At 42.3% G+C, this 16,537-nt stretch carries 10 protein-coding genes; 4 read left to right on the top strand and 6 right to left on the bottom strand.

Features of this window, described 5'->3' with window-relative positions; translation table 11 throughout:
• Positions 1 to 57: 57 nt before the first annotated feature.
• Positions 58 to 2,052, bottom strand: a complete 1,995-nt coding sequence (locus HXT19_RS01270; protein WP_101887905.1) for an ABC-F family ATP-binding cassette domain-containing protein — start codon at positions 2,050 to 2,052, stop codon at positions 58 to 60.
• 209 nt (positions 2,053 to 2,261) lie between these two features.
• Between HXT19_RS01270 and HXT19_RS01265 the strand changes: the two genes are divergently transcribed.
• A complete protein-coding gene (locus HXT19_RS01265) occupies positions 2,262 to 3,416 on the top strand; it encodes a quinone-dependent dihydroorotate dehydrogenase (RefSeq protein ID WP_101887906.1) in 1,155 nt (384 codons plus the stop codon).
• Between the two features lie 118 nt (positions 3,417 to 3,534).
• Here the strand turns inward: HXT19_RS01265 and HXT19_RS01260 are convergent, their stop codons facing one another.
• The 5 genes from HXT19_RS01260 to HXT19_RS01240 form a co-directional block, all read right to left on the bottom strand.
• Positions 3,535 to 5,925 carry a transglycosylase domain-containing protein gene (locus tag HXT19_RS01260; protein WP_101887907.1) on the bottom strand — a complete coding sequence of 797 codons (2,391 nt, stop codon included), beginning with the start codon at positions 5,923 to 5,925 and terminating at the stop codon, positions 3,535 to 3,537.
• 52 nt (positions 5,926 to 5,977) lie between these two features.
• Positions 5,978 to 6,697: a Crp/Fnr family transcriptional regulator gene (locus HXT19_RS01255; protein WP_004112109.1), complete on the bottom strand. Its 720-nt coding sequence runs from the start codon at positions 6,695 to 6,697 to the stop codon at positions 5,978 to 5,980.
• 30 nt (positions 6,698 to 6,727) lie between these two features.
• Complete coding sequence (locus tag HXT19_RS01250; RefSeq protein WP_101887908.1) at positions 6,728 to 9,229, bottom strand: S9 family peptidase; 2,502 nt, start codon at positions 9,227 to 9,229, stop codon at positions 6,728 to 6,730.
• Between the two features lie 68 nt (positions 9,230 to 9,297).
• Positions 9,298 to 10,617 (bottom strand): App1 family protein, encoded by a 1,320-nt coding sequence (locus tag HXT19_RS01245; protein WP_004115839.1) that lies wholly within the window; start codon positions 10,615 to 10,617, stop codon positions 9,298 to 9,300.
• A gap of 64 nt (positions 10,618 to 10,681) precedes the next feature.
• Positions 10,682 to 12,271, bottom strand: a complete 1,590-nt coding sequence (locus tag HXT19_RS01240) for a L,D-transpeptidase (RefSeq protein ID WP_032834287.1) — start codon at positions 12,269 to 12,271, stop codon at positions 10,682 to 10,684.
• Positions 12,272 to 12,528: 257 nt separating this feature from the next.
• Between HXT19_RS01240 and HXT19_RS01235 the strand changes: the two genes are divergently transcribed.
• The 3 genes from HXT19_RS01235 to HXT19_RS01225 are packed head-to-tail and all read left to right on the top strand — an operon-like array spanning position 12,529 to position 16,462.
• Entirely contained in the window at positions 12,529 to 13,662 is a 1,134-nt protein-coding gene (locus HXT19_RS01235; RefSeq protein WP_004112079.1) for a diacylglycerol/lipid kinase family protein, read from the top strand.
• Between the two features lie 30 nt (positions 13,663 to 13,692).
• Complete coding sequence (pgm, locus tag HXT19_RS01230) at positions 13,693 to 15,366, top strand: phosphoglucomutase (alpha-D-glucose-1,6-bisphosphate-dependent) (RefSeq protein WP_009994669.1); 1,674 nt, start codon at positions 13,693 to 13,695, stop codon at positions 15,364 to 15,366.
• A gap of 34 nt (positions 15,367 to 15,400) precedes the next feature.
• Positions 15,401 to 16,462, top strand: a complete 1,062-nt coding sequence (locus HXT19_RS01225) for a ribonuclease H family protein (RefSeq protein WP_004112073.1) — start codon at positions 15,401 to 15,403, stop codon at positions 16,460 to 16,462.
• Positions 16,463 to 16,537 lie beyond the last annotated feature (75 nt).

The following is a 16,537-nucleotide window of genomic DNA, read 5'->3' as shown; positions in this document are numbered from 1 at the left end:
TAGCATGCAGCATTAATCTTGAGCAAAATCGCAATGCAAAAACTGTAGACTTTTGCATCAAATTTGCTCACTAAGCGCAAGCCACTCTTCTTCTAACGCGCTCGACTCACTTTGATTCGCCTGTAACTTCTCGTTAAGCTCTTGCAAGCCAACAAAATCGCTAGGATTATGGCTAGCCATTTTTTGCTCAATCTCGCTTTTTTCTTCCTCAAGCTTTTCTAGTTTTCGCTCTATTGCTGAAACTCTTCTAGTAGCATCGTAGTAAGCTTTTCCGCTTAATTTTGCTTCATATTTTTGATTGGATTTTTTCGCAGAATCCACATCTGACGAATCGCCAGCAACCGCCCCAGAACTCGCCTCAAAATCTGCCTTAGATTCTTGCATATTTGCGCGCTCATAGTCTTCCATAATCTTTAAATACTCGTCAACTCCGCCTGGAAGATGGCGAATCTTGCCGTCAATCAATGCAAATTGCTGATCAGTCACTCGCTCAAGCAAGTATCTGTCGTGAGATACAACAATCAAAGTGCCTGGCCATGTGTCTAGTAAATCTTCCATAACTGCAAGCATGTCTGTGTCTAGATCGTTTCCAGGCTCGTCCATTATCAACACATTTGGCTCGTTTAGAAGAATCAAAAGCAATTGCATGCGGCGTTTCTGGCCGCCTGAAAGATCTGCAATTGGTGTCATAAGCTGCTCTGGCTTAAAACCAAGCCTCTCCATAAGCTGACCAGGAGTCACTTCTTTGCCGTCGATTATGTAACTTGGCTTATATCTACTCAAAACCTCTTTAACCTTATATTTTCCAAGCTTTTCCAGCTCTTCTAAGCGCTGAGAAAGCACAGCAAATTTTACAGTTTTACCAATATTTACGTGACCTTTAGTCGGATGCAAAGAGCCATCTATTATGTTCAAAAGCGTTGATTTTCCAGCACCATTCGCACCAACTATGCCAAATCTGTCTCCTGGACCTATCAGCCACGTTTGATTGTCTAAAAGCATACGACCTGTAATAGTTTTTTGCGATGCTGCACATGTTTCTTTTAATGGTGCTTCTGGCGATTCTTCTACAGAAATCGCGACGCTACCAACATGTGTAGGCTGAGAAAATGGTGATTTTACAATATCTGCATCGGCTCCAGCAGGCTTTGACGAATCTTCAAAAATTTGCGTAACATCAATCAAATCAACAACTTGCTTACCAAGACGTGAAGTTGCCATTCTTTTTAGCTCAAGAGTATCTCGCATAGGTGGAACATCTGCTATAAGCTCACGAGCCTGCTTAACATGAAACTTTTGCTTGGTAGAACGCGCACGAGCACCTCTAGAAAGCCACGCAAGCTCTTTACGAGCCAGATTCCGCCTGCGCTCCTCGCGAACATCCGCCTGGCGTTCGCGCTCAACGCGCTGCATCATGTACGCGCTGTATCCGCCTTCAAATGGGTCAATCACACCATCGTGAACTTCCCACATAGAAGAGCAAACTTCGTCTAAAAACCACCTGTCGTGCGTAACGAGCAAAAGCGCGCCCTGCCCGTCTTGCCACCTGTGCAAAAGATGCTCTGCGAGCCAATGAATTGTAAGCACATCAAGATGATTCGTAGGCTCATCCAAAGCCAAAATATCCCAATCATGCAACAGCAACCTAGCCAAATCCGCACGCCTACGCTGACCTCCAGAAAGCGTACCAACTTTAGCTTCAAGATTGATTCCGCCAAGAAGAGCCTCAACAATTTCGCGAGACTTTGAATCAGCAGCCCACTCATAATCCTGGCGATTCTCCAATGCAGCTTGGCGAACCGTAGCATTATCGTCCAGCGGATCTCGCTGGCTTAAAATGCCAAATGTCAATCCGCTTCTACGCGTAACTCTGCCAGAATCTGGGTCCATACTACCCTCAAGAAGCTTAAGAAGCGTGGATTTTCCGTCTCCGTTTTTTCCAACAATTCCTATACGGTCTCCCTCAAAAACGCCTTGAGTCACATTTCTAAAAATAGTTTTTGTTGCAAATTCAAGCGATACGCGTTCTAGTCCCAAATCATAAGTAGGCATAACTCACAAATATAGCTGTGCTACTATACTATGCGCGGTAAAGCGCTTAGACCGCGCGAACGACAGGACCTGCCCGAGATTGTACGTGATTTAGATCAAATTTGGTACAAACTCGGAAAAACAACTCCGCATTTTGTAGCTCAACACACCAAAATCAACAACAAAAAGCGGAAAGTCGCATAATATTGAATGTCGTATAATATTGAGTTATGAGTTATGTATCTGAAAATTCTTTACACAATGCTGTGAACAAAACTACAACAGACTTATTTACTTTTAGCTACAAGCACATTATTAAGCCGCACTTAGTGTTTAACATTCCACCAGACGAAGCTCACGATAGAATGATTGCATTTTGCAAAACAAGCGAGCGCATTCCTGGATTAATGTGGCTTTTGCGGCAAATGCTCAATTACACGGATCCAATTTTAGAAACGCGAGTTATGGGAGTGGATTTTGCGAATCCATTTGGCTTAAGCGCAGGACTCGATAAAAACTGCGATTTGTGCACAGTTCTAGACAACGCTGGCTTTGGTTTTGAAACAGTTGGCTCCACAACTGCCCGCCCATGCGAAGGAAACGCTAAACCTTGGTATCATAGGCTTCCGCAATATGATTCTCTTCTTGTTCATGCGGGTCTTGCTAACGATGGCAGCGAGTTTGTGATTCCTAGAGTGGAAAAAGCGTGGACTAATGCTAAAAGCATGCGCGTTTCTGTGAGCATTGCGCGCACCAATGATAATCTTGTTGGTGATTTAGACGAAGGTATTGAAGATTATCGCATATCTATGGAGCGAGCAAGTGGCAAAAGCTCCATGATTGAGGTTAACATTTCTTGTCCAAACACTATGGCTGGCGAGCCTTTTAGCGAGCCAGAAGCTTTAGATAAGCTTTTTAATGTTTTAGATAAAGTTGATCGCCCTCAGCCAACTCTTGTAAAAATGCCTTTGAATCTAAAAGGCGGATGGCCTCAATTTAAGTCTTTGTTAGACGTTTTAAGCGCACATAAGGTTGATGGCGTGAGCATTGCAAATCTGCGAAAGAACCGCGAAGGATTGAATATTCCAGAAGATTGGAAGGGTGGAATTTCTGGTGCGCCTACATTCGCCGCGAGTAATGATCTTATTAAAAATACTCGTAAAGAGTTTGGCAACAGGTTTGCTATTGCTGGAATAGGTGGCGTATTTACTGCAAAACAAGCTTATGAAAAGATTAGAAGTGGAGCTGACCTAGTGATGTTCGTTTCTTCTCTTATGTATAGAGGTCCTCAACAAATAACTGTTCTAAAGCGCGGACTTGCTGATTTACTCAGAAAAGATGGGTTTGAAACAGTTAAAGATGCAGTTTCAGCTGATGTAGATTAAAAAAAAAACCAGAATAGATAACAATAAATTACAATAGATCAGCTGGTATCGAAGTATTCGCACAATACCTCAATGCCAGCTGATTTTTTAATAATATTTTCAACTAACCAGATGAATCTTAATTATCGTCAGAAGATGCGTCTCCTGTTCCATCTGTATTACCGTACGTAGAACCAGAAGATGTACTCGTTCTTCCATCGCCAGTAACCGACGATCCACCAGTCGCAGGATCTATCGAAGCCGCACCCTGATTTGCCTGAGACTGAGCCTGATCTTGAGCCGCCTGTCTACGAGCATCCTCATCGCGCTTACGCTGTTGCTCTGCATAATCTTCCTGACGCATTTGCGGAGTTAATGACGGCATCTTTCCACCAGCCATATACTTTGAATCTGGCTTACCATATTCATTGTCGATAGGAACGTTTGCCGCTTTTAGATAATCGTCCATAAACTTTTTCCAAGCTGGAGTTGCAATGTAAACACCGTACCAAGCGCTTCGATAAACACCATTAATTCTCATGTTGTTGAAGCTCTTTTGCACTTCAGCGTTTCCAATTGCAACAAAAGCACTAATCTTATTTGGCACAAATCCTGCAGTAGTCATGTAATACTGTTCGTTAGTACCAGTTTTTGCAAAAGTTTTACGACCACCAGCTAATTGAGCAGCATGCGCAACACCACTAGGTTGAGCAACACCTTGATTTATAGCATAGGCTACAGTTTGAGCAATTTTTTTCGGTATAGCCTGATGACAATTAGCGCTTGGTACTCGCAAACGTCTACCGTTTTTATCAATAACACGCTTGATTGCAATAGGGTCACATTGAACACCATTAGCACCCAATGTTGCGTAAATATTTGCCATTGTTAGTGGAGAAGCCTGAACTGCACCAATCACCATAGGAGGATTTAGAGAATTCTTAGAAAATACGTCTTCCTGGCCTATTGGAGAATTGTGATATCCAAGTGTTTTCGCAGCCTCTGCCACTGCACACAGCTTAAGCTGAGCACCCATAGCAGCCTGAATCGTGTTGTGAGAATGCACCAAACCCATTAACGGTGTTTCTGGATTAACAGTTCCACCATCTGAATTTCTCACAGACCAACGCCCTATACCTTTATATCTTGCGCACGAAAATTCAGTATTGTTATAGAACGTGTTTGTTCGTACAGGCTGATTAATTGATTTTCCAGCAAGCATCCATGCAACAAGATTGATTGGCTTCCAAGTAGAACCAATCTGCCAGCCTAAGCCACCACCGTCTTGTTCATCTACAGCGTAGTTAATAGCTGTGTGAGTAGGGTCAGACCTCGCCGCATCGGTCGCATCATAAATACGATTGCTTCCAAAACCAAGAACTTCACCAGTACCAGGCTTTATAGCAGCTATAGAGACTTCAAAACCACTAGGATCATTAACAGGTATAGTGGCCCTAGCTGTATTCATGGCGGTTGTGTTAGCTGTTATATCCATTGTGGTGTAAATATCCAAGCCACCTTCATTAAGCAGCTTCTGCCTTGCTACAGTTGTTTTGCCAAATTCTCTAGAATTCAAGATTTTCTTAGTAACATAATCACAGAAGAATGCTGCATCTCCAGCAGCCTGGCAACCGACGTTAGCAACTTCATGCTGAATATTAAGAGTGCTTTTAATTGGTGTTGTAACCGCATCATCATGTTCTTTTTGACTTATAAAGTTTTGTCGAAGCATTAAATCAAGAACTATATTTCTTTGCTTCTGCGATTCAGGCTGATTTTCTTCAATAGAAGGATCGTACCTAGAAGGATTCTTTGTGATTGATGCAATAGTCGCAGCTTGAACAAGATTAAGATTGGCTGCAGTGGTATTAAAATAGCGTTTTGCAGCAGTTTCTACACCGTAAAGATTATTACTACCAAACTGTGCAACGTTTAAATATCCCTGTAAAATCTCTAGCTTAGAGTATTTTTTCTCCATTTGTATTGCGATTAACATTTCTCGCAATTTTCTAGCAACAGTACTTTCTGCAGCATGATATTCCGAAATAGGATCATTGTCTTCTCTAGCTTTGATCATAAGAACATTCTTAACGTATTGCTGTGTTAAAGACGATCCACCTTGCATATCAGACTTTTTAATAAACGTTTGCACAAACGCACGCATAACGCCTTGCACATCAACGCCTGAATGTTCAAAGAACCTACGATCCTCACGCGCAACCATTGCCTGCTGCATGTATTGCGATATGCGTCTTAATGGCACAACAGTACGATTTTGAGCATAAAATGTTGCTATAACTGTTTTGCCATCAGAAGCGTATAAACGCGACTTTTGAGGTAAAGCCGTAACGTCAAAATCAATGCCATCAACTCTAAGAGAAGGCACAACAGACTTGACCACGCTGTTTACGCTCATCACTCCTGGCACAAATAAAATACTTGATACTACACCACCTGCAACACACAATGTGATGTACGTAAGGAACAGTGCTAACACGCGACGAGTTGTGAGGGATTTCTTCTTAGGCATGCGAACTATTCTAGAGGTTTGCCTCTACGTTGCGGCACGCAAAAATCGCGATTTATCTTTCTGCTCTGCGAATCAACATTCCAGGTTGGTAAATAATAATTGACCTACCGTGCCTTTTAATCCAACCCCTCTGAGCAAAATCCATCAACGCTTTATTAACTGTTTCTCTAGAAGACCCAACAAGTTGAGCAAGTTCTTCTTGTGTTAAATCGTGAGGAACAAGCACACCTTCCCTAACAGGTTCTCCAAACCTAGAAGCAAGGTTTAAAAGCGTTTTAGCCAATCTAGCTGGAACGTCCATAAAAACAAGATCAGAAATATGTTCATTATTTGCTCTTAAACGTGCAGCTAAAACCTGAAGCATGTCTACAGCAACCCTAGGATGATGGCCAAGCCACTTAAAAAGAACTTCGTTTTCTAGCCATAATACGCGAGTTCTATCTGTAATTGCTATTGCAGAAGCTGTACGCGGACCGCCGAACGGGTCAAAAACAGGAATCTCTCCAAGAATCTCACCGTGCGTGTGGATACTAAGCAATTGCACACGATTATCCCTTGAATGGCGTACAAGCTTAACCCGTCCACGCTCAAGCAGATACATGCGGCGATCAGTATCTCCTTCGTTAAAAATCGCCTGCCCCTTAGAAAAAACCGACTCATGCAAATGCTCGAGAAGCTCCCTCGCTTGATCGAGTGGCACTTGCTTAAATAACGCTGTATGCGTTAAAGGAAGGTCTTCCGTGTAGGGCTTATCTGGCTTAATTCTTACCACAATCAGCCTCCAATGTGTTTTAAAAATATTCTACGAAATACCCATGGCATCTAAACACCATGCGTTTTCATAGCAAACTTCCTCCCACTTTTTATACCTGCCAGAGCTTCCACCGTGACCGCCATCTGTTTCAATGCGCGCAATCGCGTCCGCGCCTGCAGCCTGCAAGCGAGCAAGCCACTTAAGAGGCTCCGTAACAAGAACGCGAGTGTCGTTAATCGAAGAAGTTATAAGAATCTTTGGAAACTCACCTGGCTCAACATGTTCAGGCACATTCTCGTAAGGCGTGTACGACTTTAGATACGCGTAATCTTGCGCATTATGCAATGGGTCTCCCCATTCGTCCCACTCTGTAACAGTAAGCGGCAGCGAGTCGTCTAGCATAGACGTAAGCGCATCAACAAACGGAACATCCGCTTCGATTCCCGCGTAGTATTGCGGAGCCATATTTGCTACAGCTCCCATAAGAAGACCGCCTGCAGAACCGCCATTTGCAACAGTCTGATTTGCCGAAGCATAACCCGCTTGTTGCAAAGCGCGCGTAACGTCTACAAAATCTTCAAACGTGTGTTTTTTGTTGCGACGCCTACCATTCTCATACCACGCACGACCCATTTCTCCACCGCCTCGCACATGCACTTGTACGAACAGCACTCCTCTATCCAGCATGCTTAGGCGCGCCACAGAAAAATACGGATCGCTGCTTATTTCATAAGCTCCGTAAGCGGTGATGAACATTGCTTGTGATTTAGCCACAGTGTTTTTACGCCACACTAGGGATACGGGTACGCGCTCTCCATCTCGGACAGTAATCCACACTCGTTTTTCTGCGTAGTCATTTTCGTTAAAATCGCCTAGAATTTTCCCACGCTTAAGCAAAACGTTTTTGCCTGTAATAGGATCTATTTCACGCAAAGACCCTAGTGTCGCATAGCTTGAACAAGAATAACGCATTCTTGGAGCTTCGTAAGAAGGATTACCAGTTGCTCCAATAAGGTAAACACGACTATTTTTAGCTTGTTCATTGGTTATTTTAGATAGTTCAATTCGAGCAGTGTTTTGATTTTGATTTTGGATAGATAAATTAGATAAATCAGACAAATTATCTTTTACAACATCGGTTGGTTGCCACTCTTCCGCTGTTTCTTTTATAAAACCTTCTGCCCCAACCCTAATAAAACGCCAAGGTCGCCCAGCATTAAAATCTTCAACAGCATTGCTTTTAGGCATAACAGCAAGCTGAGGCAAGCCATTCGCGCGGAAAGAAAGAGCCACATAATTCTTATAAACGCTTAAACCATCAATGCTCAATCCACAAGTTCCCTGTAAAATCTTAGGATTCTTGCTGTTATAATACGGTTCACTAACTGCTTTTTTGCTGGCTCCTGGTTCTAATAAATCACCATTTTTGCAGCCGTAAGGAGATCCCTGAACCACACAATCGCCTTCGCCAATGTTAAATGGCATTGATTCCATAGATCGCTTTCGCAAATCTATAACATCAATCTGAAAATTAGGATTTTTAAGATTGTGGCTTACAAACATGAGTGGAATATCTTTACCATCATCTCCAGCATTCTCAAAGCATGCGAAAGAAACATCGTATTCCACGTTTTTTATAGGCTTTAACACCATCTTAAAATCTGCTTCTGGAGTGCTTAATGGAAGCATTAATACGCGCGAAGTCGTTTTGGAGCTGCTGTTTATCATAATGCTACGTTCGTCGAAACTTTCGTAAACGCTAACAAAAAATCTCGCATCCAATTCTTCAAAAACTTTTACATCATCTTCTACAGAAGTTCCAATTTTATGTCTAAACACTTGGTATGGTCGCCATGCGCCGTCTAAAGTCACATAAAAAACCCATTTCCCGTCTGGTGTTAAAAGCGCAGAAGATATGCCTTTTATGCAATCTCGAAGCGTTATAAAATCATTGCTACTTTTGCAAAAATCACGAATATAAAAATCGAATCTTTCATCACCCTTAGTATCGACACCAAACAACATTCTCGTGCCGTCTAAACTAATATCCATTCCTCCGAGTTGGAAGAAATCTCCACCAAATTCCGATGCCTCTTTGTTGGCGTCAAAAATAACTTCTTCGCCTTCTGTTTCTCCAGGATTTGCGCGTTCATCTATAACTGGCGGATCCCAATCATTCTCATTTTTAACAGGCATTCGGCATTGAATCCCGTACTGTTTACCTTCTACGGTACGCACATAATACCAATATCCGTCCATTCTTGTTGGAACAGACATATCCGTTTCTTGAATACGCGATTTCATCTCATTAAACAGTTGTTTACGTAAAGAATCTAACCTAGAAACGCGTTGTTCAGTGTACTTGTTTTGAGAATCAATATATTCACGAATTCTTTTGCTCTCTTTGTCTTTCATCCAAGCATATTCATCTACAAACACATCATTGTGAAACTCACGAACATAATCAATTTTTGTAGCGGTCATAGGCTTACAACCAGCAGCCTTATTTAAAGAATCAAACTCACCGACTTTTAGCGAACTATCTTGCATTTATAACCTTTACAACACATAGAAAACATAAAAATTCTGCACAATTACACAATATCAACTACACAACATTAAACAGCATCCATAATAAATGGAATCATAATATCTTTCAAAGATTCACCATCTGGAGCTGCAAAAAATGGGACACCTTCAAAAGTTCCAGCAGCACCTTTAGCATTAACAAAATTACCATCACCAACGCTTGCAATTCTAGAAGACGCAAGAGTAACCCCAAAATCCTTAGACATTGCTCTCCTAAAATCGGTCATAGTTGAATTGACCTTAAGCTGTCTTATGCCTACCGCTAAAACTCGATTAGGGAATTTTTTTATAATACTCGCATAAGTAGCTGGATCCTTCTGACCATCATCACCAATAAGCACAAATCTCATACCTGGAAAATCATCCATAAGCTGCTGAGCAAACTCAAGCTTATGCTGAGGACCAGTCGGCACAAAAGTCTTAGGTCTAGGATCTAAATCTCTAAGAAGAAGTGGTCCAGATGGAAAACCTTCACGCGAAATGAAGTGTCGTATAGAAGCTTCCACATTCCAAGGAGAAGTTGAAAGATAGAAAAACGGGGCGTTAGGAACAAAATCACGAATCTTATTAAAGAAATGATTCATACCCTTAACAGCATGCCTGTGCTCTGGATTCATAATAAGCAGATTGTAAGCTGCTCTTAGCGGAGAAGGAGCCTGAGTGACCATAATAGTGTCATCAACGTCGGAAATTATTCCCAAAGTAGATTTTTCAGAAATAACAAACATGCTTGCATCAACAGGCTCACGATTATCTACTTTGTAAGACACTTTATGTTCACCAACATTAAGTGATCTTTCGGTAATCAAATCAAGATAACCAGAACAGTCTGAAACACAATATTCAGCACCACTGTTGAAACTAGCATCTGGCTTATCGTACACAGACGAATCACCAACTTGCGCAGATTCAACAGGAACACCATCAATGCTTAAAGAAACACGAATCCTAACAGCAGGAACAACAAGCATCGCATATATTCCGCGCTTCAAAACAGAATGATGCCCAGCTTTAGGAGCAAGAACCGTACGGCAAATCAGACGAGCATAATTATCAGTTCCATAACCAATATAAGGCTCAACGCTTGGGAACCAACCCAAACGGCGCATAATCTTACCGCTTACACGCATCCAAAATCCAACGCTTGATGTAACAAGTTTTCTGACCAATCGAATAAAAGGCGGCTTTTTATCTATACGCTCTTCATCCGAAGGAGCATCAAAAAGCGTGGCTGTAACTCGCACTTGAATAGGCGTACTGCTTATTCTTCTAGCTACAGCTGGAGAATCACATTCTTGCTTGGCTTGTTCGCCGCCTTTTGCAGCGTTATTGTCATCCAATTTAGCCAAATTGTTACTCGCTTTTATGAATTTTATAACTTTTATAAAGCCTATAACTCACTATTACAATGAATTATTGACGAACTGGACCATCTGGCTGCTCGCCAACCACTTGTACGATTGTTCCACGCGGGCAATTGTCGTACACCCACTTAGAATCCTGCTCGTACATATTAATGCAGCCGTGAGAACCATGCTTTGCTGGGTATCCTTGTGCTATACCAACATCATTCCACCTTGCTGTATGGAATGAAATTCCACCGTTAAAGTAGCTAACCCAAGTAATTCCAGGCAAATAGTATCTAGAACCGTCTCTATTAAATCCTTGCATAGCTTGAACGTCATAACGTAAGTAAATGTGGAATGTTCCATTTGGCGTCTCGTAATATCCATTGGAGCCCGTGCAAACTGGCATTGTTCGTATTAATTGATCATCTTTGTAAACGCTTACTGTCTGCGTGGTTTTATCAACCACAATACGCATTTCAACAATCTTCTTTTCAACAGCAAACTTTACTACATTTGTTGGAACCGTAATCTTTGCATCTGTACCCTTTTCGATAGCATCCACAACCTTGTTTGCTACATCCTTTGAATAGCGAACCTCTACGCCATTAACACCTTTAAGAGTGGTCATTATGAACTGACCCTTCTTACTATAAGTGTCTTCCTGATCTATTTTCTGCTGGTTCAGATTCTTAGCAAGCTCTTTTGAAAGCCAAGTATTTACTGCTTCCCTATCTACAGTAAACGAAATCTGCTTTCTCTGTTCATCAGCATTAACCTTAATCCAAGAAGCGATTGCAGATTTAGGTATCGTAAAATCTTTTGAATCGCCATTACTTAAAGTGATTTTCTTAGTAAGAATATTATTAAGCTGATCCACAGTTTTCTTAGCAACATCACGCTTAATCGGTGCTTCAATCCTACGAGACTCAATAGTAACTTTTACTGTTTTACCAGGATTTTCAAGCGATTTTTTAACAGCCTCACGAACAGGCAATGTTATTACTGTACGACCTGGAACACCATCTTCCACCACATAAGATTCAGAACCAGAATCGTATTTTGCCGTATAAGGCATTGCACGATCTTTATCGTTAACAAATTTCTTGATGATATACGCATCCATATCCATGTCGTTTCGAGTTGCTTGCAAAGCGACAGTCTTCTGAACCCAAGGCATAAGCATTGTAAACGCGTTATCATGCTTAGATCGCATTATATTTTTAACCGTTGCGCTCTTATCTACTTTGACGTACAAGTCTTCAAAATTCGCGTTGATTGTTTTACCACGATCATCTTTAATTTCTATTTTGGTGCTATCAACAGCATTATCTACATTTTTAGAAACCGCTGCCAACTGAGCGCCAACAATTTGACTACTTCCAGCAAAATGTACACCAGGGGCAACACGATCATGGAAATACGCTTGTGTGCCAAGAAAAGCGCAGACTAAGAGTATAACGAATATGACCAAAGAATATAAAAGAACCAGTGCAGACTTGTTCGACTTATGGCGATTCTTTAAAACAGCAGTCTGATTTATATCGTTATTGTCAATATTGTAATTATCTACACTGTTTACGTCTATATTATTAGCAATATTATCAATATTTTCAGACTCAAAAGCGTCTGGATTATTATGTTCTAACTCGGACATACTCTTAAACCCCTGCTCGATTAATGGCACAAAAATCGCATGTGGCAAGTTTAGCACTTGCTTAGCATATAACTCACATAAGGAATGTAAAACATATAAATAGAAATAATAGAAATAATAGAAATAAATAATAGAAATGCGAGCCAAAAATAAAAAATATGCTCAATACGTGATGAAAATGTGAAAAGTAATCAAATATTCGCAAATATTCTAAAAATAATCACCATATATTAAAGATATGTGCAAGAATAATAAATATGCCAGATATGCCAATTCAAGCGACGATTGCGTTAATGGTGATTGTTTTTGCGCTAGTACTTGCACCATTCATCATTATGATAGTTACGCGCGCCTTGAAAAAGCATCATTTAGCAGAAAAACTCGCAGAGCGACACGGAGATAGTGTACATTACGCTTTCATACTAAACCCGTCTAAACCTCAAGCAGAACAATATAGACTTGACATTAAAGAATATTGCAAATCACACAATTTCACATACGAAATAATAGACACTCAATTAAATAAAGACGGGCGAGAATGCGCACTCGAAGCCTTAGAAAACGGGGCAAATGTTGTTGTGGCAGTTGGTGGAGATGGCACTGTTAGAACGGTTGCAAGCGCGGTTTCTGGCACGAACCACGCGATGGGAATAATTCCAATTGGCACAGGGAACTTGTTTGCGCGCAACATGGGCATTCCAGTAGATGATGTTCAAGCAGCACTAAGAGTTGCAACAAGCCACGGATCTAAAAAAGTTGACGTTGGGCGTGTTTTTATACTCGACAAGCCGTATGAAGACCATGGTCACGCATTTTTGATTATTGCAGGAATTGGATTCGACGCTCTTATGATAGACGACACTAATCCTGCGCTTAAAAAGAACATAAGCTGGCTTGCATACTTTGTTGCTGGCGTTAAACACTTATTTGCGCCAAAATATCGCGGAGACGTTACTTTTATTAGAGAAAACGGTACAAATCACACAGCAAGAGGAATATCATTCCGCACACTTATGGCTGGTAATTGTGGACAAATACCAATGCTTTCTTTAATGCCAGAAGCCGTTTACGATGATGGCATATTAGACTTCGAAATTATTGACACATCTGGCGGATTAATTGGATGGGCTAACCTATTTGGAGACGTTGTACACCAAACCGTTACAGGAAAAGCAAAGCAAAGTCCGCTTTCTACAAACTCTAAAATCGACCAATCGCAAGGTGTTGAAGCAGAAGTCAAGATAGAACGACCTGCTCCTGTGCAAGTTGATGGAGATATTTTAGGCTACACAAAACACTTGCGTTTTAGCGTAGACAAACAGGCTTTATGCGTGCGCATACCAGAGAGTTTACAATCTTCTTTGACTCAAAATAATGCTAACTTACGTTAAAATACCGTCGCCGTGGCAAAATAAAAAATTATGGTAGCAAAAAATGCGGGAATGCCCGCCACCCCAGAAGATCTAGTAGATGTCGACGCTTTGGTTGGCGCTTACTATGATGAAGTTCCAAATTCCAATATTCCAGAACAGCGCGTGATTTTCGGTACGTCCGGTCACCGTGGTTCTGCTTTAAAAACTTCGTTTAACGAAGCTCATATTGTGGCTATTACTCAAGCTATTGCTGAATATCGCAAGAAGGCTGGCGTAACTGGTCCTCTTTATATTGGTCGCGATACGCACGCTCTTTCTGAGCCTGCTCAAAAAACCGCTATCGAGGTTTTGGTTGCTAACGGAGTTCACGTTCGCGTGGATTCTCGCGGCGATTTCGTGCCAACTCCTGTTGTTTCTCAGGCTATTTTGACGCATAATCGCGCAGCCGACGGCACTCAACGCTTTAGCGGAGACGGCTTGGCAGATGGCATTGTCGTCACTCCATCGCACAATCCTCCAACCGACGGAGGTTTTAAGTACGACCCTGTAACAGGCGGCCCTGCCCCAGCAGACGTAACTAACGCAATCGCAGCTCGCGCAAACGAATTGCTCGACAACTACAAGTCCGTTAAGCGCGTGCCTTTCGAGGAAGCAATCAAGTCTGATTTGGTTGAAGGCTTCGATTACCGCGAGCACTACGTTAACGATTTGGCTAACGTAATCGATTTCGATGTGATTCGCTCTAGCGGCGTGCGTTTGGGAATTGACCCACTCGGCGGCGCAAGCGTAAACTACTGGCCACTTATGAACGAAAAGTACGGTTTAAACATTGGCGTTGTGCGTCCAGAAGTTGACCCAACTTGGCGATTCATGACTATTGACCACGATGGCAAGATTCGTATGGATCCAAGCTCCCCTTACGCAATGAAGGGCTTAGTTGATCAGCTTAACGCTGGCGCTTGGGATAAGTACGATTTGGTTGGAGGCACTGATCCAGATGCCGATCGCCATGGTATCGTGTGCCCGAATTGGGGCGTTATGAACCCGAACCACTACATTGCAGTGTGCGTGGAGTACTTGTTCGGCGGCGCTCGCCCAGATTGGCCAAAGAATACTGCTATCGGCAAGACGCTTGTGTCTTCTTCCTTGATCGACCGCGTAGCTGCTTCTATTAACGCTAAGCTTGTGGAAGTTCCTGTTGGCTTCAAGTGGTTCGTTGACCCACTCTTTAGCGGCGAAGTTGCTTTCGGCGGCGAGGAAAGCTCTGGCATGAGCTTCTTGCGCAAAGACGGACGCGTGTGGACCACCGATAAGGATGGTTTGATTCCTGATTTGCTCGCTGCAGAAATTACTGCAAAGACTGGTAAGAACCCTGCTCAGCTTCACCAAGATCAGGTTGCTCGCTTTGGAGAAAGCTGGTACAAGCGCGTAGATACTCCAACAACTCTTGAACAGAAGCAGAAGTTTGCTGCTCTAAGTGGCAACGATGTTGAAGCAACTAAGCTCGCTGGCGAAGATATTACCGCAAAGCTTACGGAAGCTCCTGGAAACGGCGCAAAGATTGGCGGCTTGAAGGTTACGACCAAGAACAATTGGTTCGCTGCTCGCCCATCTGGTACCGAGAACATTTACAAGGTTTATGCTGAGTCCTTCGTTTCTCCAGAGGCACTTGACAAGGTGCTTGAGGAAGCTACTGCTGTAGTAGACAAGGCTTTAGCGTAACGTAATAATCTTTCGTAAGTAAAGAATCTACTAATTGCGCTGGTTGCAATCTGCAACCGGCGCATTTTTGAAAGGTTTTGTGATGATTGTTGTTTCTACCGATGGTTCAGCACTTGGAAATCCAAATGGATCAATGGGTTGGGCTTGGGCAGACCACACTGATGAAGCAGGAAGCACGCACGAGCATCAACATGCAGGAAACGCGGATGCAGGCGGAGCCACAAATGGCACGAATCAAATTGGTGAGTTATGCGCAGTACTAGAAGCGTTGAGAGCACACCCTGGAAGCGAGGATCTTACAATCGAAACTGATTCGCAATACGCTATAAACTGCTCAACCACGTGGATTCACGGGTGGAAGAAGAACGGTTGGAAGAACTCCAAAAAAGAGCCTGTAAAAAACGCAGATTTGATTCGCGCAATCGATTCGGAGATTACTAAACGCGAAGGCTCCGTTAAGTTCGTCTGGGTTAAGGGACACGCTGGAAACGCTGGAAACGAAAAAGTTGATGAGCTGGCTAGAACTTATGCTGAAGATTGCCGCAGCAGATTGAAGGATGGATACCTGCCACTAGAAGGATGGAAATCGTTGATTTCTTCTACATATGCAGACGGTGTTGATGTACCAGAAGACGCAAAAATGCTGTTAGACGGCAAGATTTCTAATGCAGAATATCACATAGGAAGATGCGTTGGTAAGGATATTAATCCTGATTTTAAAGGCGATTTTCATCGTGAAACAAAACGTGAAACATCCGATGATGATGCCATTAAATACGCCGATAACAGCGTTGCTAACGATTCAACTACGCGTAACAGTAATACACAGGATGAATCGAAAGCATCCGACGAGTCGCGTAAAAATAAACAATCTCAAAATAAATCAGAACAAAAATATCAAGTAGTGCCAGGATTATGTGTATCTGGAACATTACAATTCACACCTGCTCCAAATACGAGCCAAAGCTTTAATGGTCAACCACGATACGTATTAGGAAACATACAAGTAAGCGGATATGTTCAGCCAGACGGCACTCTTAAACTAGATCCAACCGAGTTTTATATTCAAACAAAAGCTGCAAACCAAACAGAATAAAATCTGAACGCAGACTAATATGTAGTATGTATGAAATAAGTGGCGGTTGGTAAAAACGCTATAAACGCGCTGTTA

The organism is Gardnerella sp. DNF00038 (genome assembly GCF_049262855.1).
Taxonomy (GTDB): Bacteria; Actinomycetota; Actinomycetes; order Actinomycetales; family Bifidobacteriaceae; genus Bifidobacterium; species Bifidobacterium vaginale.
Note: the sequence above shows the minus strand (reverse complement) of the source record. Positions and strands in the feature narration are given on the sequence as shown.

What these genes read in the sequence shown, in the direction of transcription:
- HXT19_RS01265 (WP_101887906.1), top strand. Translation starts at nt 2,262, where the DNA reads ATGAGTTATGTATCTGAAAATTCTTTACACAATGCTGTGAACAAAACT.
- HXT19_RS01270 (WP_101887905.1), bottom strand. Translation starts at nt 2,052, where the DNA reads ATGCCTACTTATGATTTGGGACTAGAACGCGTATCGCTTGAATTTGCA.
- HXT19_RS01240 (WP_032834287.1), bottom strand. Translation starts at nt 12,271, where the DNA reads ATGTCCGAGTTAGAACATAATAATCCAGACGCTTTTGAGTCTGAAAAT.
- HXT19_RS01235 (WP_004112079.1), top strand. Translation starts at nt 12,529, where the DNA reads ATGCCAGATATGCCAATTCAAGCGACGATTGCGTTAATGGTGATTGTT.
- pgm (WP_009994669.1), top strand. Translation starts at nt 13,693, where the DNA reads ATGGTAGCAAAAAATGCGGGAATGCCCGCCACCCCAGAAGATCTAGTA.
- HXT19_RS01260 (WP_101887907.1), bottom strand. Translation starts at nt 5,925, where the DNA reads ATGCCTAAGAAGAAATCCCTCACAACTCGTCGCGTGTTAGCACTGTTC.
- HXT19_RS01250 (WP_101887908.1), bottom strand. Translation starts at nt 9,229, where the DNA reads ATGCAAGATAGTTCGCTAAAAGTCGGTGAGTTTGATTCTTTAAATAAG.